Here is a 26,161-nt window from a genome sequence, read left to right as displayed (position 1 = left end):
AAGAGATTATAAAGCAGCCCAGCCAACAGGACGTATGCCTGGAAGAGGAATTCTTCTTGTTGAGATGAGCACTTTTAATACTTCACTTTGATTTTTACTGCTAATACCTTGAAGTAAGAGCAGATGGTTTTGGCTACAGCAACGCACATGATTTGGGTGGCCAAAACGCACAGGGTCGTAAACAACGTGACAGAGGTAAAATCAATTTATAAGGGTCGCGGACAATCTTATATGGTACAAGGCTAACTTGTTCTTTCTTTTTCGATAGTACCGGAAAATGAAACAGGACTGGAAATTGGATGGTTGGAATGAGGAGATTGGAGATTGTAATGCTTTGGAGGTGTGAATAGTGGTTCAGCACATAAGCAGGGTAAAAGTAATCACAGTTTTCTTAAAAATCAATAATTTCCTCAAGAATTTTTAATGAATAGAGTATTTGCACCCATTTATTAAGATAGATCAACTATTCTTATTAAGCGGGCAACACGATCAACAGGCGCCTGATTGCGCAATAGTTAAGGGTTCGGATCTATTTTAAAACTACTAAGAAACGGAATGAAAGCTCATTTCCTTTTCCGCAGCCTTGTACAATTTGTCTTTCTTGTAATCATACCACCACTTGGGTGCTGTCTTTTTCATCAGCGTGTCGATACTGCGCATCCCAAACAGGTTCCAGGCGCCCTGTAGTTTGCCACTGATCGAAGATTGCAAAGCTCTTAAACTCATCGCAAACCCACTGTCGAGGTATTCCATATGATGCCAGTATCCCGCAGGCATGAATAAAGTATCGCCATGCTCCAGGATCACTTCATATCCCTGCGCCAGTTTCAGGGCGGGGAACTTACTGTAATCCACCTTGCCATCTACATTGTAGTTCGAAAAGTCGGCCAGGCTCAACACTTCAAAAGGCTTGCGGTACAATTTGTGTTGTTCCTCGAAGGGAAACAACAATACCCGCTTTCTGCCCTGGAACTGGGTATGCAGGATATGCGACATGTCGATATCGAAATGCATATGCGTGATGCTCGTAGCCCCACCCGTAAACAACATCGGGAACTTCTTGACGAACCCCCTCATCATATGCTCGGGCCACTCAAAATCCTGTGTCAACTCCGGCGCATGATCGAAAATATTGAACAGGAAGATCCGCCAGCCGGCAGGACCCTGGGATATCATATCGATGTATTCGCCAAAGGTCTTATAGTCATCTGCAGTATTAATGGGGGTATAGGCATCGCTCTTCACATTGTTGTACAGGCCTACCCGTTTGTCACCTACCTTTTCTTTAAAAAAATTCCAGTTCCATTTTTGATAGGCCGGCCAATCCTTGGCCAGATCCCTGATGACCACCGGCTTCATCGGTTTATAAAAGCGCTGCTGAAACTCGTCTCCTCCTATAGAATCTACTCTATCAACAGTTTGTAAACGCATGGACAAAATTTTGCGCTAATTTAATATTAAATACAAATTCATGGAATGACCTTGCCGAATATGTTGATAATCTGACAACTGCGGGCGGCCAATTGTTGCGCCGCGGACCTGCTTTTTGCTGATTCTTTGACTTTTACCGCTAACTTTACCGGTATGCTATTACATCTTCATCCCGATAATCCACAGCCCCGTAATATTCAAACCATTGTGTCGGGATTGGCCAAGGGTGAAGTGATCATTTACCCTACCGATACCATTTATGGTCTGGGCTGCGATATCTTCCAGCAAAAAGCCATCGAGCGTATCTGTCGCATCAAGCAGATCAATCCCCAGAAGGCCCAGTTTTCCTTTATTTGCCACGATCTCAGCGATCTTAGTCAATATACCAAAAGTATATCGACCCCGCTGTACCGGATGCTGAAAAGCTACCTGCCGGGGCCTTACACATTCATCCTGCCTGCCAGCAAGGAAGTGCCGAAGATCCTCAAAAGCAAAAAAGATACCATCGGTATCCGCGTCCCCGATAACAATATTGCCCGCGCTATCGTCAAAGAACTCGGTCACCCCATCCTCAGTACCACGTTGCCGGGTGATATGGTGGAAGAATACACCGATCCCGAACTGATGTACGCCAACTTCGAAAAACTGGTCGACATAGTAGCCGACGGCGGCATTGGTGGTATGGTACCTTCTACTGTGGTAGACTGTACGGGTGAAGAACCTGTGATTATACGCCAGGGTGCCGGTGAATGGGTAGCTGAATAATTGGCCGTATATTCGCCCCCCTAATAGTACGATCGCCATGCCTCCATACCTGAAAGAATACCAACGGCTATTTCCCGATACCTTCGAACTGGAAACACAACGGGTAAAACTACGCCTGCTCACTCCGGCCGATTTCGATGCCCTGTATCCACTCGCCCAATCCAGGGAAACCTGGAAATATTTTGTGCAGGAACTCGATGATGCACAGGCACTGCGCAATTGGATCGATGATCTGCTGACCGAGCGTGCACAGGGCAAACGGGTACCCTTCGTGGTTATCGATAAAGACACCAAAACCATCTGCGGCAGTACCAGCTACCTCAATATATCTTTTTTCGACAAGCGGCTTGAAATAGGATCCAGCTGGCTGGGGCCTGATTATATTGGCATGGGCATCAATAAACAGGCTAAGTTCGCATTGTTGAGTTATGCCTTCGGCGTCATGAAAATGGAAAGGGTAGAGATCAAGACCGATAACCTCAATGAGCGCGCCAAAGCCGCCCTCTTAAAAGTGGGCATGATCCCCGAAGGCGTACTCCGCAGCCACATGCAGATGCACCACGACCGCCGCAGGGATTCCATTTATTTCAGTATGCTGAAGAACGAATGGCCCGAGCGAGCAGCCAGTTTTTTTCCCGAAATGATGTATTGATATAATCAGGCTGTATCAGAGATCGAGCTCCAGCTGCGAAGGCAGGCACTGGAACGATTTGCGGTGATAGGGGCTCATGCCATGTTCGCCGATCGCGTTGCGGTGCTGCAGCGTCGCATATCCTTTATTCGAATTCCATTTGTATTGAGGGAAGGCCTCGTGCAGTTGCATCATGTAATCGTCGCGGTAAGTCTTTGCGAGGATACTGGCAGCAGCAATAGAAGCGTAGATACCATCGCCCTTGATGATGCACTCGTGCTTAATGGAAGGGTAGGGCGTAAAGCGGTTGCCGTCAATCAGCAACAGTTCCGGCTTTGTTTTGAGTTGTTCGATGGCGAGGTGCATCGCTTTAAAGGAAGCTTTGAGAATATTGATCAGGTCGATCTCTTCGTGATCGACAATGCCGACGGCATAGCTGATAGCCTCTTTTTCGATCACCGGCCTAAGTTCATAGCGCTGCTCTTCCGTTACCTGCTTGGAGTCATTGAGTAAAGGATGGTAAAAGTCTTTGGGAAGGATGACGGCCGCTGCAAATACAGGACCGGCCAGGCAACCCCTGCCGGCCTCATCGCAACCCGCTTCAATAAACACCTCCTGGTGAAAAGATTTGAGCAATGTAAAAACTTTGGCCAAAAATAAGGGAAGCCTGCAAATACGCGCCGGAGGAATAATTTAATTTACCCACAACTTCACAGAAAAGGGGATGCGTGACCTCGGAAACTAACCTTACCTTTCCGCACTTTTTTGAAAGACAGGAAAGTATGGAAATAGCGGGTTATATCATAGCAGTGTTGATCGGCCTCTCCCTTGGTTTAATAGGCGGCGGCGGCTCCATCATAACGGTGCCGGTATTGGTGTACCTGCTGAAGGTTGATCCAGTACTGGCAACGATGTACTCGTTATTCGTAGTTGGATGCTGCAGTCTCGTAGGTTCCGTACGGGCCTATCGCAAGAACCTGGTCGACATACCCGTGGTATTCGTATTCGGCAGCGCCTCTATGTTGTCTGTCTTTATTGCCCGGCATCACCTGGTGCCGCTGTTGCCCAACTACTTCTTCAACATTGGCCCGCTCGCCGTTACAAAACCGGTGTTCCTGATGCTGATGTTCTCCCTGCTGATGCTCCTCACCTCCATTTCCATGATCCGTAACGCCCGCAACAACCAGCTAACGATCGTACCCGCAGGTGATCAGCCCCGGAAAATGCTGCCGCTATTTCTGCAGGGCGCCGGGGTAGGCATCATTACCGGTATACTGGGCGCCGGCGGCGGCTTCCTCATTATCCCAGCCCTCGTATTATTTGGCAAGGTGCCGATGAAAACAGCTGTAGGCTCTTCCTTAACCATCATGACCTTCAGTTCCTTGTTTGGCTTTTTCAGCACCATGGCCCAGTATCAGATCCATTGGCCCCTGTTGATGAGCTTTACGGCCATCGCCATAGGCGGCATTTTTGTGGGTATGTCACTCTCCGATAAAATATCTGCCGGATCGCTCCGTAAAGTATTTGGCTGGTTCGTGTTATCGATCGGAATACTGGTATTGGTGCATGAACTCTTCTTCTCTGCTTAACAGCTTCCACCATCTGTACAACTCAATGCTGCACCATTCATTCTGCGGGGAGGGGCAGAAATTAGAATAGGAATGCGATACTTAATTCATTAAATTTATAACAGGAATTGTTGTAAGCATTGCACAAACTTCTCTATTTGCCTGGATATCTTTCACTTTACAGGTATTGCGCTGGCGAATAACCTTACGCCAGGAGCACTATCGGATCCACTATCACCACATTCGTTTTCTGTATCCTTTGTCTGGATTGAAATTATTGGAGCAACAACGGTCGGCTCTTTAGATCATCAACCATGTACCGGCTCCCCGCATTCGGGGAACGGAAGTTGCGCTTTCGGGTATTTCAAAACCTGCCGGGCGAAATGAAATTTGCTTGATTATTAAAACAGTCAATTATGGAAAACAATGATTTGAATGTATCCTCCCGCCGCGGTTTTCTCGGCACTTTGGCTACAGGAGCTGCCGCTTTGGGAATCACCACCCTGGCAAGTCCACTTAGTATGATGGCCTCACCCGACTTTTCACAACAGGGTATCGCAGATGCGGAAGAATGGTTCAACAAGATTAAAGGGAAACACCGCATCGTATTCGATGCACCCCGTCCGCACGAAATATTTCCGTTTGCCTGGCCACGGGTATTCCTGCTTACCAACGGCGCTACCGGCACTCCCGAAAAAGATTGCAGCGTAGTAGTCATCTTGCGTCACGATGCAATACCCTACGCGATGCAACACGACCTCTGGGCAAAATACAATTTCGGCGAAGTGTTCAAAGCCGATGATCCTGCTACCAAGCAACCCGCCACCCGCAATCCATTCTGGAAACCCGAGCAAGGTGCCTTTAAAGTTCCGGGCTTTGGGGTAATAAATATCGGGATCAATGAATTGCAGGAGAGCGGTGTCATGTTCTGTGTATGCGATGCAGCGATGACCGTGTACAGCGCAGCAATAGCGGGTAAAATGAACCTGGATCCTGCCGTCGTGAAGAAGGAATGGGTAGCTGGCTTGTTGCCAAATATTCAGCCGATGCCGTCAGGCGTATGGGCCGTTAACAGGGCGCAGGAACACGGATGCTCTTATTGTTTCGCAGGCTAACGCCCCACCGTCTTAATTTTTTTGTATGCCACGTAAATTACAGCTAACCATATTGCTGGTTGTCGTGGTGGCCTCGTTATGCATGTTATTGATAAAGTATAACCCGGTAGGTCAGCAATCGGGCAAACTGGCTTCGGCCGCTTTGCCCGAATGGCCCTGGGAAGCGCCCGACACAGCCACCATACCCCGCACGACCGACGGTGATCTGATCCGGTATGGCCGCTCCCTGGTCGCCCATACTGCACGATACCTGGGCCCGCAGGGAACCGTACGGGCCATTTCCAACGGCATGAACTGCCAGAACTGCCACCTCGATGCAGGCACACGCGCTTACGGCAACAACTATAGTGCCGTTGCTACTACCTATCCCCGTTACCGGGAAAGGAGCGGCACCGTAGAGTCGGTAGAAAAACGTGTCAATGATTGCCTGCAGCGCAGCCTCAACGGAAAGCCCCTCGATAGCAACAGCCGCGAACTGAAAGCGATGGTAGCCTATATCAAATGGGTGGGCAGCAATGTACCCGCAAAAAAGAAACCGGTAGGGGTGGGCATTTCCTCCATAGCCTATCTCGACCGCCCGGCCGATCCTGCAGCAGGTAGCAAAGTATACGTCGCTTATTGTCAGCGTTGCCATGGTAACGATGGTCAGGGGGTGCCCGACTCTATCACAGGCATTGGCTACCAATATCCGCCGCTGTGGGGTGCCGGCAGTTACAACACCGGGGCAGGTATATATCGCCTTTCGCGACTGGCTGGTTATGTGCGCGACAATATGCCGTATGACGAAGCCTTTCACCACAAGCCGGTCCTCTCCGACGAACAGGCCTGGGATGTGGCGGCCTATATCAACTCGCAGACAAGGCCCGAGAAGTTATTTGCCGGCGATTGGCCTGCCATGCAAAGTAAACCCGTCGACCATCCGTACGGCCCCTATGCCGACACCTTTTCCGAGCAACAACACAAATATGGCCCCTTTAAAAAGATCGCAGATTTTAAAGAACAGTCCAAAGCAGTATCACCCAAATAAAACACAGATCATTCAACGCTAATACTCCTCCACATGAAAAAATACTTATTTCTCTTTCTGATGTTACTGGCATGCCAGTACTTATCAGCGCAAACAACCGATTACAAAGTCGTATTTGATGTAACCAGCAAGGACACCATGGCTTATCATACGGTAGTGCGCCAGGCTGGCAGCATACTAAAAGCCAATCCCGATGCCAAAATAGAGATCGTTATATATGGCGGCGGGCTCGACCTGGTCACCAAAAACAAATCGGTGGTAGAACCTGCTGTACAGGAACTGGCCAAAAAAGCCGCGTTTAAAGTTTGTGCAGTTACCATGCAAAGACAAAACCTGTCCAAAGACCAGTTAATCCCCGGCGTACAAACAGTGCCCGACGGAATATATGAGATCATTACGCGCCAAAAACAAGGATGGGGATACATTAAAGTGATTCCATAATCCTGCACTACCTTTGCGGGCGCTATGGATACCAATACCCACTACCCAGCGCCCGGACAGGGCTTTCAGCAGGAAGCAGACAAGATCGATAAAAAGGCCCGTCGCTATGTCTCGGTCTGGATACTGATCGGTGTAGGCATGCTGCTGATCCAGGTAGTATTGGGAGGCATCACCCGTTTAACGGGTTCGGGATTGTCCATCACCGAATGGAACGTGGTAACAGGCACCCTGCCTCCGCTCAATGAAGATCGTTGGGTGCAGGAGTTTAATAAGTACCGCCAAACGCCTCAGTACCTCCTGCTGAATTCCGACTTCACCCTGGCCGACTTCAAATTCATTTTCTTCTGGGAATGGTTCCACCGCTTCTGGGCAAGGATGATCGGTGTGGTATTCCTCGTTGGTTTCGTTTACCTGGTTTCCAAGAAATACCTCAAACGCGAAATGCAGCAGCCGCTGCTCTTCCTGTTCCTGTTTGGCGCCTTTCAGGGAGCCATCGGCTGGATCATGGTGGCCAGCGGCCTCACCGGCGATGCTGTATATGTAAAGCCTACCCGGTTGGCCCTGCACTTCATATTTGCGCTGGCATTGATCTGCTATGCCTATTGGTTTGCCCTGCAACTGCGCGTACCCGCGCGGGAACGCAAGCCCAATTCTTCCTTACGCAAATGGACCTGGTGGATCATCGGACTGTTGTTCCTCCAGCTGATCTTCGGGGCGCTCATGGCAGGTCATAAAGCGGCCCTCGCGGCGCCTACCTGGCCCGATATTAATGGAGATTTAATACCCCCTTCCATTTTCCGGGAAAGCCCTCTTTTGTTAAACTTTTTCGAGAACAAGATGACCATCCATTTTATACACCGCGGACTTGCTTACCTGTTGCTGGTGCTGGTGATCGTTTATGCAGTAAAAGCATATAAAGTGGCTGCGCCGGGCGAAGCCTTCCGCAAAGCGCGCCCCTGGCCCCTGCTGTTTGTGGTGGCGCAGGTAATACTGGGCATCGTAACGGTGCTTACCAGCCCGGGAATCAAACCCCAGCAATGGGGAACGTTCGAGTGGATGGCCCAGTTGCATCAGGTGGTTGGCATGTTGTTATTGCTCAGTTTTATCGCCATGCTGTACCTGCTGCCCAAACGGCAACCAGCCGCAGCATAATGAATATGATATCTTTTCGTTTTTGATAGTATATTGAGTACGAAAAGTATCCACGCAGCATGAAACCATTTTTACGCGGATTTTACCGGTCATTTCCCATCCAGCTGTTCCTGCTGCATTTTAAAAAATTCCAGGTACTGCTCATCTTCTGGTTTGTACTTTTCAGTACGGTCAACGGTAGCTTCATGAAAAGCTTTGGGGCCGATTCTCTGTATCTCGCTCCCGAGTACCTGGGAAAGGTAAATGCCCTCAGTGCCGTATTCGTAGGAGTGGCCATCGGCATCTTCATCATGAGCTGGAACATTACCACCTTTATTCTCTTTAGCCGTCATTTCCGTTTCCTCGCCACTACCTCCAATCCATTCCTGAAGTATTGTATCAATAACGGCATCATACCACTACTGTTTCTTGTATTCTACCTCAGCAAAGTCGTGAAGTTTGCCGGGATCAAGGAACTTATGACCACCAGCGAAATATTGCTGCTGGTAGCAGGCTTCCTCGGGGGCCTCGTCATCATCATTGCTATTTCTTTTTATTATTTCTTCCGGGCCGACAAGACCATTATCCGCCGGCTTACCCCGGTGATCAGCAACCCGCAGTTGTTCAAGGCGCAGTTCAGAAAGGGCGATGATAGACTTACCCAAAGCCGGCTGGTACGGGTGGAGTGGTACCTCAATTCGCTGTTTACCCTTAAGAAAGTGCGCGACGTATCACACTACAGCCGTGAATTTGTAGAAACCATATTCAGCCGTCATCACTTCGCGGCGGTACTATCGATCTTTATCGCCTTCATCTTTCTCATTCTCCTGGGCTTTTGCCTTGATGATCCTTTGTTTCAGTTGCCTGCCGCATCCGGCATAACCTTGTTCTTCGCCATCCTCATCGCCGTTTCGGGGGCATTTACCTATTTTCTGCAAAGCTGGAGTATACCTGTACTGGTATTGTTGTTCTTTGGGTTGAATGTTCTCTACCGCAACAATATCATCGATCCCACCAACAAAGCATACGGTCTTAACTACAGCAATAAGAAGGACCGGCCTGCCTATACGCGCGAAAACCTGTTCATGCTGTGCTCGCCCGAAAATGTTGCCCGTGACAAGGCAAACATGATCGCCATACTCGACCGCTGGAAGGCCAACCAGGACACCAAAAAGCCCACCATGTTCATCATCAATACCAGTGGGGGAGGCAACCGGAGCGCTACGTTTACGATGAATGTGATGCAATACCTCGATAGCCTCAGCGAAGGGCAGCTTATGAAGAAAACCGCTTTTATCACAGGTGCGTCAGGAGGTATGCTGGGAGCCGCCTATTTCCGTGAACTGAGCCGCGAAAAGGCTGCAGGAAAGAACATTCGCCTGCAGGATGAGCAGTATGTTGATGATATTTCCGGAGATCTGCTCAATTCCTTGTTCACCTCTTTCGTAGCACGCGACCTCGCATCGCCGGCACAGAAATTCAAAGTTAGTGGCTACGAATATGTGAAAGACCGCGGTTATGCCTTCGAGCAAAAACTCAATGAAAATACCCACGGCATCCTCAACAAACAGTTGAAAGACCTGTATGAGGACGAAGCCAATGCGCGTACTCCTTTAATGGTGTTCAGTTCGGTTATCACGCAGGATAGCCGCAAGATGCTTATCAGCACGCAGCCGGTCAGCTTTCTCATGAAGCCTGTATACGATACCAATAAGCTACGGGAAATAGAACCCGATGCCATCGATTTCCAGTCGATGTTTGCAGGACAGTCGCCTATGAACCTGCGCATGCTTACCGCGCTGCGCATGAATGCCACCTTCCCGTATGTGCTGCCCAACGTATGGCTGCCATCCAGCCCGGTCATTGATGTAATGGATGCCGGACTGCGCGATAACTACGGATTGGAAACCACGATCCGTTTCCTGCAGGTATTTCAGCACTGGATCAAGGAGAATACCAACGGCGTCGTACTTATTCAGATACGCGACCGCAAAATGGCCGGCTGGGAGCCCTTTGAAGCAGGCAACATTACCGAGATCGCTACCAAACCGGTCATGCTGTTGCAATACAACTGGTATAAGATGCAGGAGTATTCGCAAAGTGAATTGCTTTGCCTCTCGCAGGAAATACTGGGTAACCAGTTTTACCGGTTATCCTTCCAGTACTTGCCCAAAAAGGAAGATGCCCGGGCGGCACTCAATTTTCACCTCACCAAAAGCGAAAAGATCGATATCAGTGAAGCGCTGTTCACGGCCAACAATCAGCAGGGATTTGAATTCTTTAAAGAGTTGCTGAAGCCGAGAAGCAACCCGGTAGCGCGATAAGGACTGTCTGTCGCGGCATCCTTCGATGCCCGACAACCGTACTGCGAAGTCACCGCGCAAGCACCTGCAAGTAAAACGTGCCGGCCAGCCTCACTGCTTTCGCCCCACGAACCCTGTAGTAAATAAAAGGGTACTTTAAACCCCGTGTATCAGCTTGAAGAATTGAGGCATTACTTTGATGTGCAATTTCGCAGGCGTATCCCGGGGTTCACCGTCGATGTGCATGGGCGCATGACCCACATTCGAAATATGAAGTTCCTCGGTCTGGAAATAGATCACCGGAGAGCTCAGGGAATTCTCGATCCGCTTCAGCTTGCCAACCATTACCTGCCTCATCACGTTCAGCAGCATTAAGGGCTTGGCTATTTTCTTCACGATCACTACATCGAGCAATCCGTCCGAAAGTACCGCCTTGGGCGCAATGGTAAAATTGTTGCCAAACTGGTTGCTGTTCGCAATGCTCAGGAAAAAAGCATCTGTAGTAAAAGTGAGGTTATTCGCCTCGATCTTGAAGAGATAGGAGCCCGCCGAAAAGAAATTACGCGTTGTAAGTGAAGCATAGGTAGCAAGTCCGCGCTTGGGCTGCTTCGCAAACTGATGCGCGACCTGCGCATCAAATCCCAGTCCGCACAGCATACAGGCAAACTGCCTGTTCACCATGAATGCATCAGTAAGCCGCGGAACGCCCGAGAAGGCAACATCCAGGGCTTTCTCGCTCGATTTGGGAATGCCGGCAGCAAAAGCGAGCCCATTGCCCGATCCCATCGGGATAATGCCGAAATTGACGTCCGTATCGGCCAGTGCATGCACCACCTGGTTCACCGATCCGTCGCCGCCACAAATAATGATATCCGTTACACCTTCCGACATGATCTTTTTCCTGACCGCATAATACCTTGCGGTAATATCCGTGTCCATGATCTCGAATGGGATACCAGCCGCCTCCGTTTTTCGGACGATCATGTTTCTAAGTTGATCCTTGCCTTTGGTGCCGGATATAGGGTTGATGAGAAAAATGAGCTTTCTTGACATGCGGCTGCAAAATTCCAACAATTATAGTAAACTCCATCGTATTCAATGTTATTAGAATGTTCATCGGTCAAAAAACGCCTCAAATTGACTACTATAACATCATCGCCCCGTAAATCCTGGCACGGGATTTTTATAGGTAGTCAAAAAGGAAATATATGTTGCCCGCTATTCAAAAAGACGAAGAGGTAGATCCCGTGAGCCTGGATGTATTACGGCGTGCTTACGCGGCATTCAATGCACGCGATGTGGAGGCCGCCCTTGCCTGTATGGATCCCGATGTAGATTGGCCTAACGGGCTTGAAGGGGGATACGTTTACGGCCATAAAGCCGTGCACGATTACTGGGTACGTCAATGGCATATGATCGACCCCCTGGTAGAACCGGTTAGTATTTGCCATGGAGAAGATGGAAACATTGTCGTGGAAGTGCACACTACCGTGCGCGACCTGGAAGGCAATGTGTTATTGGAAGAAACTGTTCAGCACGCCTACCTCATCTTGCAGGGCACCATTAAGCGCATGGAGATCCGCAAAGTGCTGAAACCCGCCATGAACGAAGAGGCCACGCCACTACCATTTGAGTAAAGCGCTGGCCCATGTAAAGCCACTGCCAAAAGCTGCCAGGCATACCAGGTCTCCTGGTTTTACCCTGCCCTCCTGCCAGGCTTCACAAAGCGCCAAGGGAACAGAGGCAGCCGTTGTATTGCCATACTTTTGAATGTTGTTGTATACCTGGTCGTCCGACAAACCAAGTTTTTGCTGCACAAACTGCGCAATGCGCAGATTAGCCTGGTGGGGGATCAGCATCTTCAGGTCGGAAGGTTTATAACCATTGACGTCGAGCGCCTCCATGATCACCTCCGGGAATTTCACCACCGCTTTTTTGAAAACAGCCGGTCCGTCCATGAAGGGGAAGTTCTGGGCATTATCGATCATAGCATGGCTCATGAACATTTCTCCGACTTCTGCAGTATCGAAAGCTGCCAGCGGTTGCTCCAGCCAATGGTTGGCATGGGTGCCCGGGTTGTACATGGCGAGTATTTCAGCGCTTTCGCCGTCACTGTGCAAATGCGTACTGAGAATACCCACTCCTGCTTCCTGGGTTGGTTGAAGCACCACCGCACCGGCACCATCGCCAAAGATCACACTCACATTCCGGCCACGGGTACTAAAGTCAAGGCCAAACGAATGTTTTTCGCTGCCAATTACCAGCACATTTTTATACATGCCGCCCCTGATAAACTGGTCGGCCACACTCAAAGCATATATAAAGCCGCTGCATTGGTTGCGTACATCCAGTGCGCCGATCTCTTTCATCCTGAGCGACCGTTGCACCAGCACTCCACAACCGGGAAAGTAATAGTCCGGGCTCAGTGTGGCGAATACAATAAAATCGATGTCCTGCGCGGTAATGCCGGCGCGCGCGATCGCCATTTTCGCGGCTTCTACGCCCATGGTGGTCGTTGTTTCCTGGGTGCGATGGGCAAAGCGCCGTTCTTTGATGCCGGTTCTTTCCTGTATCCACTCGTCACTGGTATCCATGTATTGGGTGAGGTCCTGGTTGGTCACTACCTGCTCGGGAACATACATGCCAATACCGGCAATTCTTGAACGTATCATATGCAAGACATTTTAGCTGAACAAGTTAAGGAAAAGAAGATTCCATGGGAAATGAAACTGTTGCAAATCCAACCATTCGGGGGCGATTTAACAAAGCCTGTTGCTGCAGAAGGGTTAGGTGTGATTCGTGTCACCAAAATTCTCTATTTAACAGGAGAAATGTGCAACATGTCCTGCATAAATCCCCCGATCTCCCGTTCAACACCTGCTACATCTTTCGATTTGATCCACGATCCTAATACGTGGTTTCCGGTATTAGGCATAGCGACGGCTCTCTTTTCGCCAGATGGAGTGCCCAGTTCTTCAAACATCTTCAGTTCAGCTTCCACTTTTACTACGCTATCCTGGTGAACCTTGTCTTTGAAATAATACAATAACAGGGTCGGTTGTTTAACCTGTTCGAAGGTTTTTTTGTCCATCGACGTTTCCAATAACTCCTCGAGATTTACCGCCGCCTCCAGCCGGTAGGGGCTATTCCAGTATTGTTTATACACTGCACGGGTATCTTCCGAAACCATATACTTTGAACCCTTTACCAGTCGTGCGATCTGCAGCCCCCACGGATTGTTCAGCAACCAGGCATTGGCATCGTTTATCGCTATATTCGGCGACAGCAGCACCAGCGCATGGATATCCGGAAATTCAGCCGCCAGCATCAAAGCGAGGGTACCGCCGGTAGAAGTTCCCACCAGGATCACTTTTTCACCCAGCTGCTTTCCGATGGCCAAAGCCTGCTTGGCGCTTTCCCAATATCGGTCGGAAGTGAGGTTGGCCAAAGGTTCAGTCGTATCGATGCCATGTTCTGCCAGGCGCGAGAGATACAGATTGCAACCAAACCGCCGGGCAATATTGCGGTGTACGGGCTCGCCTTCGGCTTGGGAAGCAGAAAATCCATGCAGGTAAACCATTGAATAGGGCGTTCTGTTTTTCGCCGAGTCATTGGCCCAAATGATCCGCGCTTCATTGTCGGGTTTTAGGCGGTGCTGAGCCTCTGTGGCCGCCACAAAATGGTCCAGCGAGTCCGCCGCCGCAGGTACCACCAGCATGTCGGCACGGTATAGCGGGTCGGCCGGTTTAGGTCCCATCAGGTACACGATCAAAATGACAAGAGCAGCAATAAACCACCATTTCTTCTTGCCCATGAGGTAAATTTGTACGTTAAATTAAGGCAAAACGAACGCTTCAGAAAATTATCCATATATGAATTCCGATACGGGTAAGTTCATTATTGTCATCGGGTTGGCAGTCGTTTTCATCGGCGTGATCATCTATTTCTTCCATGATAAACTGCACTGGATAGGCCGCCTGCCAGGCGATATCCGGGTAGAGAAGGGAAATGTGCGATTCTATTTTCCGGTTACTACCCTGATCCTTTTCAGCCTGTTGGTCAGCGGAGTTATCGCATTGGTAAAGAAGTTCTTATGAGCATATTCTTGCAAAGCGCCTTTCCACTAAGGAGAATCCGTTAATTAATTAATAAGTTTCCTTAAAATCCTTGTCCCACCCACCGAATTAGCGTACTTTTGCGCCTCTTTTTGCCCGTTGAAAACCTGCATAATAGCTAATCGCTTGCTTGTCAGTGAGTCAACCTATTAATGAGTTAATTATGGAAATCAGAAACATAGCGATTATCGCCCACGTAGACCACGGTAAAACTACCCTGGTAGACAAGATCTTACACGCCACCAAGGTGTTCCGTGACAACCAGGATACTGGTGAATTGATCATGGATAACAACGATCTGGAACGTGAAAGAGGTATCACCATCTTCAGTAAGAACGCTTCCGTTACTTACAAGGACGTTAAGATCAATGTGATCGATACCCCTGGGCACGCCGACTTTGGCGGAGAGGTAGAGCGTGTATTGAAAATGGCCGATGGCGTATGCTTGCTGGTCGATGCGTTCGAAGGCCCTATGCCTCAAACACGTTTTGTACTCCAAAAGGCGCTCCAGCTCAACCTGAAGCCCATTGTGATCATCAATAAAGTAGATAAGCCCAACTGCCGCCCCGACGAAGTGCACGATGCGGTATTCGAGCTTTTCTTCAACCTCGATGCTACTGAGGAACAACTTGACTTCCCCACCTTCTACGGTTCGGGTAAGAACGGTTGGTTCAACGACTCGCTCACACAGATCGATAACATCAACCCCCTGCTCGACGGTATCCTGAAACACGTTCCTCCTCCCAAGGTGAACGAAGGTCCGGTTCAGATGCAGATCACATCACTCGACTATTCTTCCTTCCTGGGCCGTATCGCCGTAGGTAAGGTGAGCCGTGGTGTCATCAAGGAAAACCAACCGGTTATGCTGATGCAAACCAACGGTACAAACAAAAGGTCGAGGGTAAAGGAACTGTACGTATTCGAAGGCATGGGTAAGAAGCGTGTTACTGAAGTAGTAGCCGGCGACCTTTGCGCTGTAGTAGGTATCGAAGATTTCGGTATCGGTGATACCATCGCCGATGCAGAAAATCCCGAAGCACTGCCGGTAATCAGCGTGGATGAGCCAACCATGAACATGATGTTCTCGATCAACAACTCTCCTTTCTATGGCCGCGATGGTAAGTTCGTAACCAGCCGTCACCTTCGCGATCGCCTCATGAAAGAAACAGAAAAGAACCTCGCCCTCCGTGTTAAAGAAGCCGAAGGCGGTGGTGATAGCTTCCTCGTGTATGGTCGTGGTATCCTTCACCTTGGTATCCTCATCGAGACCATGCGTCGCGAAGGATATGAGCTGACTGTAGGACAGCCCCAGGTAATTGTAAAAGAAATCGATGGCGTTAAGTCTGAACCATACGAAAACCTGGTAGTAGATGTACCCCAGGAGTTCGCTTCTAAAGTAATTGACCTCGTTACCCGCCGTAAAGGTGAAATGCAGATCATGGAAACCAAGGGCGAAATGCAGCACCTGGAATTCGAGATCCCTTCCCGCGGATTGATCGGTTTGCGTACCCAAATGCTGACCGCCACTACCGGCGAGGCAGTAATGGCACACCGCTTTGTCGATTACAAGCCCTGGAAAGGTATGATCCCCGGCCGTAACAACGGTGTATTGGTTTCCAAGAGCTCTGAAAAGACAACCGCTTACTCGATCGATAAACTGCAGGACCGTGGTACCTTCTTCGTTGATCCAGGCGAAGATATCTACACCGGCCAGATCGTGGCTGAGAACATCAAGCCCGGCGATCTCGTAGTAAACGTTACGGAAGCCAAGAAGCTTACCAACCACCGCGCCAGCGGTAGCGATGATGCAACCCGCATCGCTCCCAAAACTTTGCTGACACTGGAAGAATGTATGGAGTACATCCAGCAGGATGAGTGCATCGAAGTAACGCCCAACTTCATCCGGATGCGTAAAGTGATCCTCGATGAGAACGAGCGTAACAAGGTGTCGAAAGCAATGAAGACCGAAGCTGTTTAATCAACCGCTTCACTAAATAGATCAGGGCCGTTTCATTCACTTGGAACGGCCCTTTTTTTATGCCCGCATGTCTGCTCGCTGGCGTTTCCATTTTTGGGTCGCTTAGTTCTCCTAATGTGCCACACATTAAATGTCTGCAGTTTGCCTAATAATGTACATTATTGACCCCGTGGAACAGGAAATTGCCTCTGATGGATTGTGATCAAACTGCAGTAACTGATGATAGTGGACACACAACATGCCTACTACCATCAGCAATAATCTATGTAGCTATTGCTTTATCGCCATGGAAAGAATGACCCTGGTACCCGCCGGCTGTCCCAGGTCGTCGCTGAGGTCTTTGATTTCTGCGTGGACGTGGGCATGATAAATCTCATTGATGATCTGAATGCGTTCATCGGTGAGTTTGAGACCATGCTTTTGAAGTGTGCTGATGCGGCCCGACCTGGATTGGATCGCCGCCGCCCGTCCGATGCCGTTATCTTCAATACTCATGCAAAGGCGGTCTTTGTTGAGCCAGTAATGTAAGTAGAGTTCGCCTCTTTCACCTTCCTTGGGCATCAAACCATGCCAGATGGCATTTTCAACAAAAGGCTGCAGCAACAGTGGCGGCACCATCAGCGTGCCCCGGTTGATATCGTCGCTTACGTGGATAATAACATCAAACTTATTGTTGAACCGAAGTTGCTCCAGTTCAATATACAACTCCAGCGATTTGATCTCCTGCTCCAGCGAAACCCATTCCGATTGGGCGCTGTCGAAGATCAGCCGCACCAGCTTGGAGAATTTGGTGAGATAAGTAGAAGCCTTCATAGGCTCATTCTTCAGGATGAAGTTGCCAATTGAGTTGAGGCTGTTGAACACGAAATGCGGGTTCATCTGCAACCTAAGCACTGACAGCCTGTTCTCGGCGATCTTACGATTGTTCTCATGCAGCCTGATCGTTGTAGCGCGGTAAGCTTCCTCTACCTGGTAGCGCATGATCTTATTGGCACAAAGAGATGCAATGGTATTGAGAATGAACAAGTGCTTCGACTGAAAGAAATTTGCTTCATGGTGCTCCGCATCGATAATGCCCAGCACTTTGCCCTGGTAAATGATGGGCACTGTGATCTCCGAGTAGCGGAGGTCGTCATCGACAATGTACCGGGGGTCGGTCGTGGTATTGGCAATGATCTCCGGTATGCCGCTCACCGCCACACTGCCCACAATACCTTTACCCAATGGTATTTCGATCGGTTCGAAGATCTCATAGTCTTTCGGGTTCTTGGGCCCATAAGCCGCCTTCTGCACCAATATTTTCCGTTCCTCGTCGACTAGGTATATAACGCAATCTTCAAAATTGAGGTGGGAAATGCAATTCTTGGTAACATCCCAGAGGATCTCTTCTATGGTATTTTTGCCGAAGAGGGAGGTGGCAAAATAATTGATCGTCCTTTCAATTTCGAGGTCGTCGGATTGACTGGATTTACGTTGCTGGTACAAACGCCACACCAGGAACAAGGTGGTGGCCAGCAGGATAGCTATTATCAGGTAATAAATAATCAAAGCTTACTTGGATTTTAACAGGTGCCTTTAACCGTAGCCACAAAGTAGCGCTAAATCACCGATTGTGCTCATCTATTGAGTAGGTGGTCTGTTTTTGCCTGTGATCGAACAGTTTAATCCAGTAAAACGGATAGGCACAGTTCGAAGCCTGATGTTCAATGGATAGCGACCCCCGAATTACTGCCAACCACTCATAAAACCTGCCACACACGCACCCGGTATTGGGCGGCCCTGGATTGTTTGGTAGATTTACCCTGGCAAGCCCTTCTTATTACGCTTAATTGAAATTTGTTCTTGACCAGGCTTACGATAGCAGGTATTATTCTATTGATGCTCTCCACTACGATGCGGGGGCAGGTGATCAGTTTTTCGCACCTCAACACCGCCAACGGCCTTACCGGCAACAATGCCCAATCGCTCACCATCGATAAGAACGGCTTTCTCTGGGTAGGTACCAACGATGGATTGAATGTTTACGATGGCTATTCCGTTACAGGATACAATAAGGAAAGAAATCCCGAAATGCCTTCCGACGTGGTGCTGCACCTCATGGCCGACAGCCGTAACCGTATCTGGATGGGAACCTTTTCAGGCGCAGGCTGGGTAGATGAAAGTCGTATCTTTCATCGTATTACGATACAGGATACGCTTAAACGATTCCGTTGCCCGTCTATCTTCGAAACTGCTAGTTATGGTGTCGTTTTGCATACGGGTAAGGGACAGTATTATTTCGACAGCACGGCCGGTAAATGGAAAGAGCTGAGCTGGGTGCCGGCAGCTTTAGCACAGGGTAATTTTGTAGACGCAGAAGCGGCCAATACCGATCAGATTATTTTCATTACCGATTCTACATTATCTATCCTCGACTACGCAACGAAGCAGATCGTTTTCCGGAAAACATTTGAATCTCCGCTGAGTGCTTGTCCGGCCACCGACACATCTATCGCGGTTGGCCTCAAAACCGGCAAAGTGTTGTTAATAAGTACGCGTAGCGGCAGGGAGATCGCATCCTACCAACTCGTCAATCAGCTGGGTGGCAAAACCATCAATACCTATCTTACGGAGGTAAGGCGCGCTGCCAATGGCGACCTGCTCGTGGCCACCGATTTTGCAGGGCTCACCATCATCGATACGAAAGGTAATATTACCCGCCATACCCACGATCCGCTCAACCTCAGTACCATCTCGGCCAACAACACTTACCGGGCCTTCGCCGGCAAACGTGGTGAGATCATTGTGGGTACGCAGGCATCGGGTGTCAACATGGCCAATATCTTTAACCGGCCAGCTGTATATACCCGCATTTTCAGCGATGAGAACGGGAACCTGTACGATAATTACATCACCCGCATTGTTGAAGAAGGGAACGGTATATTCTGGGTGGGCGCCAATGACCGGCTGATCAGGTGGAACAGAACGACCAACCAATCAACTTTCTATCACTCTTATGTTAATTCGGCCCAAGGGCTGAGGCCACTCGAAATACGGGCGCTCTGCAACGACCGGTATGGTCAGCTATGGCTGAGCGGCGCCAGTAACGGATTATCCCTCTTTGACAAAGGCTCGGGGCAATTTCGTAAGATCCGCTTTGGCCACGATACTGATAAAGCCGTATTATCGCCCTATATCTACGAGTTGCAATCCTTGTCAGACGGTAACATTTGGGTAGGCACCAGCAGGGGCGTATATGCTTTTGACCCGCTCACCCAAAAGACTATTGCCTTTGGCAACCATCCGCAATTGAAAGAACTGAACAACAAACTGGTCATTAGTCTCTTCGAAGATAACCGGCACCGTTTGTGGATCGGCACACACGGCACAGGCATTTACTGTTACGATCCTGCACAGCACAGCATCATCAACCTCACCACCAAAGAAGGGCTGCCCGGCGATATCATCTATGGGTTTACGCAGGATAATGCCGGAGCTGTTTATGCCGGTACAGCTCATGGCTTTGTGATCATCGACCAGCAGGGAAAGATCCGGCTGTACAACCGGAGGAATGGATTAAGCTACGAGCGCTGCGAATCGCTGCTTAAAGATGCAAGGGGTAATATCTGGATTGCCAACAGCAAATCTTTGGTGCAGTATGATCCCGCTGCACAGAAGCTCACGCACTTCGAAGAAAATTCGGGCCTTAGCATCGATGGGTTCAGGAGCAATGCTGCTGTGAAAGCAGCCAACGGCGAATTACTGTGGGGTAGTGAACGGGGCATCAATTCATTTTTTCCCGAAAAACTGGTAGTAACGCCTTCCCTGCTGCAGGTAAGTATATACGCAATGGGCACGAATGATACGCTGCAGTATTTTGGCGCACAAAGAAACTTTACCTCCCCCCATAGTCAAAACGACATCACCTTTTATTTTACAGCGATCAACCTCAATGGATCCCGGAATATCGACTACCAGTATATGCTCAAGGGGTACGATAAAGAGTGGCACACGGGAACCGATATCCGGGAGGCCCGCTATCCCTCCCTTCCCGCCGGTAAATACACCTTCCTCGTGAGGGCCAGTATTGATCATATCAATTGGACGTCTGCCAACAATGAAGTGAGCATACGCATCATTCCGCCTGTATGGCAAAGGTGGTGGTTCATTGCGGCCATCACAGCCCTGGTGGTATTGCTCATCCACACCATTTACCGCATGCGCCTGCAACAGGTGCGCGAGAAAGAAAAGTTACGATCGGAATACAACCAGAAGATCGCCGAGATTGAAATGAAAGCACTGAGGGCGCAGATGAATCCGCACTTTATTTTCAATTGCCTCAACTCTATCAACCGGTACATCGTTAAGAGCGACCACACCACAGCATCCCTGTACCTTACCCGCTTTTCGAAACTCATACGACTGATCCTGGACAACTCCAATAGTAAGAACGTATTACTCTCGAACGAACTTGAGGCGCTCAGGATCTATATGGAAATGGAATCCCTTCGATTTAATAATAAGTTCACATACGAGATCATCGTTGATAAAGAGGTGTTTCCCGAAGTGGTGGAAGTGCCTCCTTTGATCATACAGCCCTATGTGGAGAATGCCATATGGCATGGGCTGCTGCATAAGGAAACGGCCGGCCACCTCACCATCCGTTTAACCATGCTCACAGAAAGTATGTTGCAGTGTGTGATAGAAGACAATGGAGTAGGCAGGGAACGAGCCAGGGAGTTTAAGAGCAAATCGGCGACCACCAAGAAGTCGCTGGGTATGAAGCTGACCGAAGACCGGATTGCCATACTCAACAAGCATGCATCGCCCAATGCGAGCATTACGATCGTGGACCTCGTTGCCGACAATGGCGATGCAGCAGGCACCAAAGTGGTCCTGAAAATACCTGTATAAATACCAAAACAGATAATTGCTTAACAACTAAAAGAGATTGACCATGATAAGCTGTGTAATTGTAGATGACGAGAACAACTGTATCGAAATGCTCGAGTGGTTGCTGAAAACCTATTGTCCACAAGTCACCATCAGCGCCATGTGCCTCTCAGCAGAAGAAGGACTGGCGGCGATCAACCTGCACAAGCCCGAAGTGGTATTCCTCGACATAGAAATGCCGCGGATGAATGGTTTCGATATGCTTGAGCAGTTCGATAAACTGCAATTCGATGTAGTATTCACCACGGCCTACGATAAATTTGCGATCAAGGCATTTCGGTATAGCGCTTTAAACTATCTGCTGAAGCCCATCGATCCCGACGACCTTAAAGAGACCATACGCCGCCTGGAAGAAAAGAAATCCATACCCACCCGGGAGCAGATCGATCTGCTGTTACAGCACGTAAAGAGTGTAAGCAGGAACACAGTGCCGCGCATTGCGCTCACAACGAACGATGGGATGATCTTTGTATCTACGCAGGATATTGTGTATTGCGAAGCGGAAAGTAACTACACCAATATTGTGCTGGCAGGTGGAAAAAAGATCATGGTATCCAAGGTGCTCAAAGATATCGACGAAGCATTATCGGGGCCCGACTTCTTCCGGGTGCATAATTCATTCCTCATAAACATCAACCATATCAAGAAGTTTGTACGCGGCGAAGGCGGCTATGTGATCATGGATGATAACGCCAACATCAGTATTTCACGCTCGCGCAGACAGGAATTCATGGAACTGTTCTCCAAGTTCTAACCAATGATAAAAGCACCTGCCTATCACAGGTAGTGCTGTCAAATCAATGAGAAAGTCAAGCATATTATTTTAACATTATTTTGCAGCACTCAGTAAATACGATGAGTGTGTAAGTAAAACCACGCGACACAACTGTACGCTTATGATACAGTTGTTTGGCGGCTTTAATTTATCTGCTTGATTATCAATGTGGCTATCGGTTAGTCGCCTGAAATGCCCTGCCAGCTTCGCTTTTGCCGCCCATCCCCATTTTGTTATAATAAACCCGCATTTCATTCAAAGAACACTACCGTTCACTCAATGATCACTTGCAAGAGAAAAAATCGTTGCTAACTTTGCGGCGCAATCTGGTTCATGATCCACGGTTTCTGCAGCGAACAAAGTTGATTTGTTAAAGAAATCAAAAGGATAAAAAAACAGGAAACAGGTTGTAACATTCGAAAATTAGTCGCGTCTTATTAAGTGTGATGCAACAAGTATAGCGCAACACTTAAGTTAATAATAGCCATAAAAACAAAAAAAGCATTTAAAATGAAAAAGACAATTTTAACCTGGGTACTGCTGTTAGCAGTTGGTCTTAGTGCCACCTTTGCCCACAAGACAGAAAACGTAAACGAACAAGTTATTAATTCCTTCAAGAAGGAGTTTGCATCCGCACAGGATGTTAGCTGGGAAAAATCAAAAGACATTTCAAAGGCAACCTTCAAGCTGAACGATCAGGTGATGTTCGCCTATTATTCAGAAGAAGGTAACCTGCTGGCAGTAGTAAGGAACATCGTTTCCGGTCAATTGCCCATCAACCTGCTCAGCGATCTGAAGAAGTCTTATGCAGGCTATTGGATCAGCGACCTCTTTGAAATGGCCTCCGAGAATACCACTTACTACTATGTAACGGTGCAAAACAGCGACCAGACAGTAGTGCTCAAATCCTTCGGCTCTGCCGGTTGGGAAACATTTAAAAAGGATAAGAAATAATAACAACAATTCATTGCAACTACATAGGCCCCGCTGAATAGCGGGGCTTTTTGTTTAAAAGAGGGGCATTGTCCGTGTTTTGTCGTTGGCGCAGGAACCTAATCGGGCATTCTTAGCGGGGTGGATGTGTTTACCAGATCCGGGGTGCCTCGGGCGGGCCCCTGGCTGCGCTGTAAACCACCACTTGCTCAGTTCCTGTTTTGCTCGTATTTTTGTGATTCCTTACGAATTATGAAGAAGTGCCGATTGATATTACCCGTATTGTTAATATTAACAATGTTCTCCACCGGAGCCCTTGCACAGTGTTCTATTTGCACAAAAACCGCTTCTCAACTCGGTGAACGTCCCGCAAAAGCGCTGAATACAGGCATCATTTACCTCGCATTCACTCCTTTAGCCATCATGGGGTATGTGGGATACCGTTGGTGGAAAAGTAACCGCGTTGCCTGATAACGGGAATTAACAACCTGTCAATTTCCTTATCTTGTTGCACCTAAAAGTGCTGCAATGAGATTTATCTACCTGTTCTCTTTCCTACTGTTCTCTTTATTTACTTCCGCCCAATCACTACCGACCATTTCGGATAAAACCGCAGGCTTGAAAAAACATGCCGGGTTCCTCGATTTTTACTGGGATGAAAATACCGGCAGGATCTGGCTCGATATCAACAAGCTCGACTCGGAAATGATCTATGTCACCTCCCTGCCGGCAGGATTGGGATCCAACGACATAGGGCTCGACAGGGGCCTGCTCGATGCTACACGCATCGTGAGGTTCACCAAAGTGGGCCGTAAAATATTGATGGTCGTACCCAACTACGACTATCGCGCCCTCACCAACGACCCTGCCGAACGCAAAGCGGTGGAACAATCCTTTGCACAATCCGCCATCTGGGGTTTCACGGTTGAAGCGGAAACCAATGGTCACTACCTGGTAGATGCCACCGACTTTATTGTCCGGGATGCCATTCGCGTTGGCAACCGGCTCAAATCATCCCGCCAGGGGAGTTATGCTTTCGATAAAAGCAGGTCTGCGCTTTACCTGCCGCGCACAAAGAACTTCCCCAATAATACTGAGGTAGAAGTTACCATTACGTTGGTGAACAGCGATGGCGAAACGGGCAGTTTTGTGAATGCCGTTACCCCGTCGCCAGATGCCGTAACCCTACGCATTCACCACTCTTTTGTACAATTGCCCGATAGCGATTACCAGCCTCGATTGTTTGACCCGAGATCAGGTTATTTTGGTACATCATTTTTCGACTATAGCTCGCCTGTTTCAGCTCCTATCGAGAAATATTATGTTGCCCGGCACCGGCTGAAAAAGAAAGATCCTGCCGCCGCTATCAGCGACCCCGTTAAACCAATCATTTATTATCTCGACAATGGCACGCCCGAGCCCATCCGTAGCGCCCTGCTCGAAGGAGCATCGTGGTGGAACCAGGCTTTCGAAGCGGCCGGTTATCGCAATGCCTTCCAGGTTAAAGTGCTGCCGGATAGCGCCGACCCAATGGATGTACGCTACAACGTCATCAACTGGGTTCACCGGTCTACCCGCGGTTGGTCGTATGGAAACAGCGTAACAGACCCCCGCACCGGTGAGATCATCAAAGGACATGTAACCCTGGGCTCTCTGCGGGTGCGCCAGGACTATCTGATAGCACAGGGACTGTTGGCTCCTTTCGAAAATGGCGCTCCCGCCGACGATAAAATGCTGAAAATGGCGCTGTCCCGTCTGCAGCAATTGGCAGCGCATGAAGTGGGGCACACCCTGGGGCTCATGCATAACTACGCTTCCAGTGTAAGTGATCGCGCCAGCGTGATGGACTATCCGCATCCCCAGGTGAAACTGTCGCCCACAGGGCAGATCGATCTTTCCGATGCTTACGATAATAAGATAGGTGCGTGGGACAAAGCTGCCATTACCTGGGGTTACCAGGATTTTCCCAAAGGCACAGAAGAAGCCAAAGCGCTCGACAATATCCTGCGCGAGGCTGCAGCCAAAGGCCTGCAGTATATCGCCGACCGCGATGCGCGCGCCGCCGGCGGCCTGCATCCGCAGGCGCATTTATGGGATAATGGGGCAGATGCCACCCAGGAACTGAAAGAGGTACTCGCCATACGTAAAAAGGCCCTGGCTCAATTTGGCGAAAAGAACATCCGGCCGGGACAATCGATGGCCATGCTTGAAGATGTGCTGGTGCCCGTTTACCTGTTTCATCGCTATCAGGCCGAAGCCGTAACAAAGATCATCGGAGGCATGCATTATACCTATGCCTTGCGCGGAGATGGGCAAACCGTCACGCGCCCTGTTAGTAAAGCAGAACAGCAGCATGCACTAAATGCACTCATCGATTGCCTTGATCCGCAAACCTTACGTATACCCGATAACATTGTTAAACTGATACCGCCGAGACCAGCCGGCTACAATTTTACCAGAGAGTTGTTTAAGAAAAGGACCGGACTCGCTTTCGATGCGCTGGCGCCTGCAGAAACGGCGGCCGATCTTCCGCTTTCGTTCCTGTTCAATACCGAACGGCTCAACCGCATGGTGCAATATCAGGTACAACAGGACGGGCTTGGCCTGGCCGACATGATCAATACATTGATCGCTAAAACCTGGAAAGCTACCCGCAGCACAGGTATGGAAAAATTGATCCAGTTGCAAACAGAACAAGTGCTGCTGACTTACCTGCTCACCGTTTCTGTCGATGACAATGCCTCCTTCCAAACGAGGGCGGTTACACAACTGGCGATCAGTCAGCTGAAAACATACATCCAGTCTCAGCAGAAACTAAGCAAAGACGCAGATTATACAGCACATCTGGCATTTGCCTTGGAGCGTATGAAAGCGCCCGATAAAGCGAAGCCCACCATACACAAAGAAATTCCACCGGGCGCGCCCATCGGTTGTGATATTGAATAGGGTAGCAGGATGCAAAAAAGAATCCCGGAACAGCATAGCCGTTCCGGGATTTGTATTTTATAGATCACCT

General features: G+C 49.1%; 21 protein-coding genes. 15 read left to right on the top strand and 6 right to left on the bottom strand.

The genetic code is table 11. The features are described from left to right. Positions 1 to 543: 543 nt before the first annotated feature. Positions 544 to 1,431 (bottom strand): cupin-like domain-containing protein, encoded by an 888-nt coding sequence (locus P2H89_RS20690; RefSeq protein WP_275830420.1) that lies wholly within the window; start codon positions 1,429 to 1,431, stop codon positions 544 to 546. Positions 1,432 to 1,584: 153 nt separating this feature from the next. Between P2H89_RS20690 and P2H89_RS20685 the strand changes: the two genes are divergently transcribed. Both P2H89_RS20685 and P2H89_RS20680 read left to right on the top strand, forming a co-directional pair. After that, entirely contained in the window at positions 1,585 to 2,196 is a 612-nt protein-coding gene (locus P2H89_RS20685; RefSeq protein WP_275830418.1) for an L-threonylcarbamoyladenylate synthase, read from the top strand. A gap of 37 nt (positions 2,197 to 2,233) precedes the next feature. Then, positions 2,234 to 2,848: a GNAT family N-acetyltransferase gene (locus P2H89_RS20680; protein ID WP_275830416.1), complete on the top strand. Its 615-nt coding sequence runs from the start codon at positions 2,234 to 2,236 to the stop codon at positions 2,846 to 2,848. 15 nt (positions 2,849 to 2,863) lie between these two features. On the opposite strand, the gene P2H89_RS20675 is transcribed toward P2H89_RS20680, so the two are convergent. Beyond that, positions 2,864 to 3,463, bottom strand: coding sequence for a ribonuclease HII (locus P2H89_RS20675; RefSeq protein ID WP_275830414.1), 600 nt, complete (start codon positions 3,461 to 3,463; stop codon positions 2,864 to 2,866). A 92-nt stretch (positions 3,464 to 3,555) separates the two neighbouring features. Between P2H89_RS20675 and P2H89_RS20670 the strand changes: the two genes are divergently transcribed. From P2H89_RS20670 to P2H89_RS20645, 6 genes are all read left to right on the top strand, one after another. Continuing rightward, positions 3,556 to 4,416 (top strand): sulfite exporter TauE/SafE family protein, encoded by an 861-nt coding sequence (locus P2H89_RS20670; RefSeq protein WP_275830412.1) that lies wholly within the window; start codon positions 3,556 to 3,558, stop codon positions 4,414 to 4,416. Between the two features lie 395 nt (positions 4,417 to 4,811). Beyond that, positions 4,812 to 5,510, top strand: coding sequence for a twin-arginine translocation signal domain-containing protein (locus tag P2H89_RS20665; protein WP_275830410.1), 699 nt, complete (start codon positions 4,812 to 4,814; stop codon positions 5,508 to 5,510). A gap of 25 nt (positions 5,511 to 5,535) precedes the next feature. After that, positions 5,536 to 6,537: a c-type cytochrome gene (locus P2H89_RS20660; protein WP_275830407.1), complete on the top strand. Its 1,002-nt coding sequence runs from the start codon at positions 5,536 to 5,538 to the stop codon at positions 6,535 to 6,537. 33 nt (positions 6,538 to 6,570) lie between these two features. Further along, positions 6,571 to 6,978 (top strand): DsrE family protein, encoded by a 408-nt coding sequence (locus tag P2H89_RS20655; RefSeq protein WP_275830405.1) that lies wholly within the window; start codon positions 6,571 to 6,573, stop codon positions 6,976 to 6,978. Positions 6,979 to 7,002: 24 nt separating this feature from the next. Then, positions 7,003 to 8,130 carry a COX15/CtaA family protein gene (locus P2H89_RS20650; RefSeq protein WP_275830404.1) on the top strand — a complete coding sequence of 376 codons (1,128 nt, stop codon included), beginning with the start codon at positions 7,003 to 7,005 and terminating at the stop codon, positions 8,128 to 8,130. A 59-nt stretch (positions 8,131 to 8,189) separates the two neighbouring features. Next, positions 8,190 to 10,433, top strand: a complete 2,244-nt coding sequence (locus tag P2H89_RS20645; RefSeq protein ID WP_275830402.1) for a hypothetical protein — start codon at positions 8,190 to 8,192, stop codon at positions 10,431 to 10,433. A 135-nt stretch (positions 10,434 to 10,568) separates the two neighbouring features. Here the strand turns inward: P2H89_RS20645 and P2H89_RS20640 are convergent, their stop codons facing one another. Then, positions 10,569 to 11,465, bottom strand: coding sequence for a diacylglycerol kinase family protein (locus P2H89_RS20640; RefSeq protein ID WP_275830400.1), 897 nt, complete (start codon positions 11,463 to 11,465; stop codon positions 10,569 to 10,571). A gap of 155 nt (positions 11,466 to 11,620) precedes the next feature. On the opposite strand from P2H89_RS20640, the gene P2H89_RS20635 reads away from it, so the two are divergent. Further along, positions 11,621 to 12,049 (top strand): nuclear transport factor 2 family protein, encoded by a 429-nt coding sequence (locus P2H89_RS20635; protein ID WP_275830397.1) that lies wholly within the window; start codon positions 11,621 to 11,623, stop codon positions 12,047 to 12,049. On the opposite strand, the gene P2H89_RS20630 is transcribed toward P2H89_RS20635, so the two are convergent. Next, positions 12,035 to 13,084, bottom strand: coding sequence for a beta-ketoacyl-ACP synthase III (locus tag P2H89_RS20630; RefSeq protein WP_275830395.1), 1,050 nt, complete (start codon positions 13,082 to 13,084; stop codon positions 12,035 to 12,037). The genes P2H89_RS20635 and P2H89_RS20630 overlap by 15 nt on opposite strands. Positions 13,085 to 13,227: 143 nt before the next feature. Next, a complete protein-coding gene (locus P2H89_RS20625) occupies positions 13,228 to 14,226 on the bottom strand; it encodes an alpha/beta hydrolase (RefSeq protein ID WP_275830394.1) in 999 nt (332 codons plus the stop codon). Positions 14,227 to 14,284: 58 nt separating this feature from the next. Between P2H89_RS20625 and P2H89_RS20620 the strand changes: the two genes are divergently transcribed. Together P2H89_RS20620 and typA are read left to right on the top strand one after the other, a co-directional pair. Further along, entirely contained in the window at positions 14,285 to 14,509 is a 225-nt protein-coding gene (locus P2H89_RS20620; protein ID WP_275830392.1) for a DUF2905 domain-containing protein, read from the top strand. 181 nt (positions 14,510 to 14,690) lie between these two features. Then, on the top strand, positions 14,691 to 16,505 hold the full coding sequence (gene typA, locus P2H89_RS20615; RefSeq protein WP_275830390.1) for a translational GTPase TypA: 1,815 nt from the start codon (positions 14,691 to 14,693) through the stop codon (positions 16,503 to 16,505). Between the two features lie 270 nt (positions 16,506 to 16,775). Here the strand turns inward: typA and P2H89_RS20610 are convergent, their stop codons facing one another. Then, on the bottom strand, positions 16,776 to 18,053 hold the full coding sequence (locus P2H89_RS20610) for a histidine kinase (protein ID WP_275830388.1): 1,278 nt from the start codon (positions 18,051 to 18,053) through the stop codon (positions 16,776 to 16,778). A gap of 294 nt (positions 18,054 to 18,347) precedes the next feature. Here P2H89_RS20610 and P2H89_RS20605 point away from each other — a divergent pair, with 294 nt between their 5' ends. From P2H89_RS20605 to P2H89_RS20590, 4 genes are all read left to right on the top strand, one after another. Beyond that, entirely contained in the window at positions 18,348 to 21,398 is a 3,051-nt protein-coding gene (locus P2H89_RS20605) for a sensor histidine kinase (RefSeq protein WP_275830386.1), read from the top strand. A 43-nt stretch (positions 21,399 to 21,441) separates the two neighbouring features. Then, positions 21,442 to 22,191 (top strand): LytTR family DNA-binding domain-containing protein, encoded by a 750-nt coding sequence (locus P2H89_RS20600; RefSeq protein ID WP_275830384.1) that lies wholly within the window; start codon positions 21,442 to 21,444, stop codon positions 22,189 to 22,191. A 531-nt stretch (positions 22,192 to 22,722) separates the two neighbouring features. Continuing rightward, positions 22,723 to 23,166, top strand: a complete 444-nt coding sequence (locus tag P2H89_RS20595) for a hypothetical protein (RefSeq protein WP_275830382.1) — start codon at positions 22,723 to 22,725, stop codon at positions 23,164 to 23,166. Positions 23,167 to 23,673: 507 nt separating this feature from the next. Further along, complete coding sequence (locus P2H89_RS20590; RefSeq protein WP_275830380.1) at positions 23,674 to 26,091, top strand: zinc-dependent metalloprotease; 2,418 nt, start codon at positions 23,674 to 23,676, stop codon at positions 26,089 to 26,091. Positions 26,092 to 26,161 lie beyond the last annotated feature (70 nt).

Source organism: Paraflavitalea sp. CAU 1676 (assembly GCF_029223285.1).
Classification (GTDB): domain Bacteria; phylum Bacteroidota; class Bacteroidia; order Chitinophagales; family Chitinophagaceae; genus Paraflavitalea.
This window is presented reverse-complemented; position numbering and strand designations above follow the sequence as displayed.

What these genes read in the sequence shown, in the direction of transcription:
- P2H89_RS20625 (WP_275830394.1), bottom strand. Translation starts at nt 14,226, where the DNA reads ATGGGCAAGAAGAAATGGTGGTTTATTGCTGCTCTTGTCATTTTGATC.
- P2H89_RS20685 (WP_275830418.1), top strand. Translation starts at nt 1,585, where the DNA reads ATGCTATTACATCTTCATCCCGATAATCCACAGCCCCGTAATATTCAA.
- P2H89_RS20635 (WP_275830397.1), top strand. Translation starts at nt 11,621, where the DNA reads ATGTTGCCCGCTATTCAAAAAGACGAAGAGGTAGATCCCGTGAGCCTG.
- P2H89_RS20620 (WP_275830392.1), top strand. Translation starts at nt 14,285, where the DNA reads ATGAATTCCGATACGGGTAAGTTCATTATTGTCATCGGGTTGGCAGTC.
- P2H89_RS20680 (WP_275830416.1), top strand. Translation starts at nt 2,234, where the DNA reads ATGCCTCCATACCTGAAAGAATACCAACGGCTATTTCCCGATACCTTC.
- P2H89_RS20655 (WP_275830405.1), top strand. Translation starts at nt 6,571, where the DNA reads ATGAAAAAATACTTATTTCTCTTTCTGATGTTACTGGCATGCCAGTAC.
- P2H89_RS20690 (WP_275830420.1), bottom strand. Translation starts at nt 1,431, where the DNA reads ATGCGTTTACAAACTGTTGATAGAGTAGATTCTATAGGAGGAGACGAG.
- P2H89_RS20640 (WP_275830400.1), bottom strand. Translation starts at nt 11,465, where the DNA reads ATGTCAAGAAAGCTCATTTTTCTCATCAACCCTATATCCGGCACCAAA.
- P2H89_RS20590 (WP_275830380.1), top strand. Translation starts at nt 23,674, where the DNA reads ATGAGATTTATCTACCTGTTCTCTTTCCTACTGTTCTCTTTATTTACT.
- P2H89_RS20650 (WP_275830404.1), top strand. Translation starts at nt 7,003, where the DNA reads ATGGATACCAATACCCACTACCCAGCGCCCGGACAGGGCTTTCAGCAG.
- P2H89_RS20645 (WP_275830402.1), top strand. Translation starts at nt 8,190, where the DNA reads ATGAAACCATTTTTACGCGGATTTTACCGGTCATTTCCCATCCAGCTG.
- P2H89_RS20600 (WP_275830384.1), top strand. Translation starts at nt 21,442, where the DNA reads ATGATAAGCTGTGTAATTGTAGATGACGAGAACAACTGTATCGAAATG.
- P2H89_RS20595 (WP_275830382.1), top strand. Translation starts at nt 22,723, where the DNA reads ATGAAAAAGACAATTTTAACCTGGGTACTGCTGTTAGCAGTTGGTCTT.
- P2H89_RS20665 (WP_275830410.1), top strand. Translation starts at nt 4,812, where the DNA reads ATGGAAAACAATGATTTGAATGTATCCTCCCGCCGCGGTTTTCTCGGC.
- P2H89_RS20660 (WP_275830407.1), top strand. Translation starts at nt 5,536, where the DNA reads ATGCCACGTAAATTACAGCTAACCATATTGCTGGTTGTCGTGGTGGCC.
- typA (WP_275830390.1), top strand. Translation starts at nt 14,691, where the DNA reads ATGGAAATCAGAAACATAGCGATTATCGCCCACGTAGACCACGGTAAA.
- P2H89_RS20630 (WP_275830395.1), bottom strand. Translation starts at nt 13,084, where the DNA reads ATGATACGTTCAAGAATTGCCGGTATTGGCATGTATGTTCCCGAGCAG.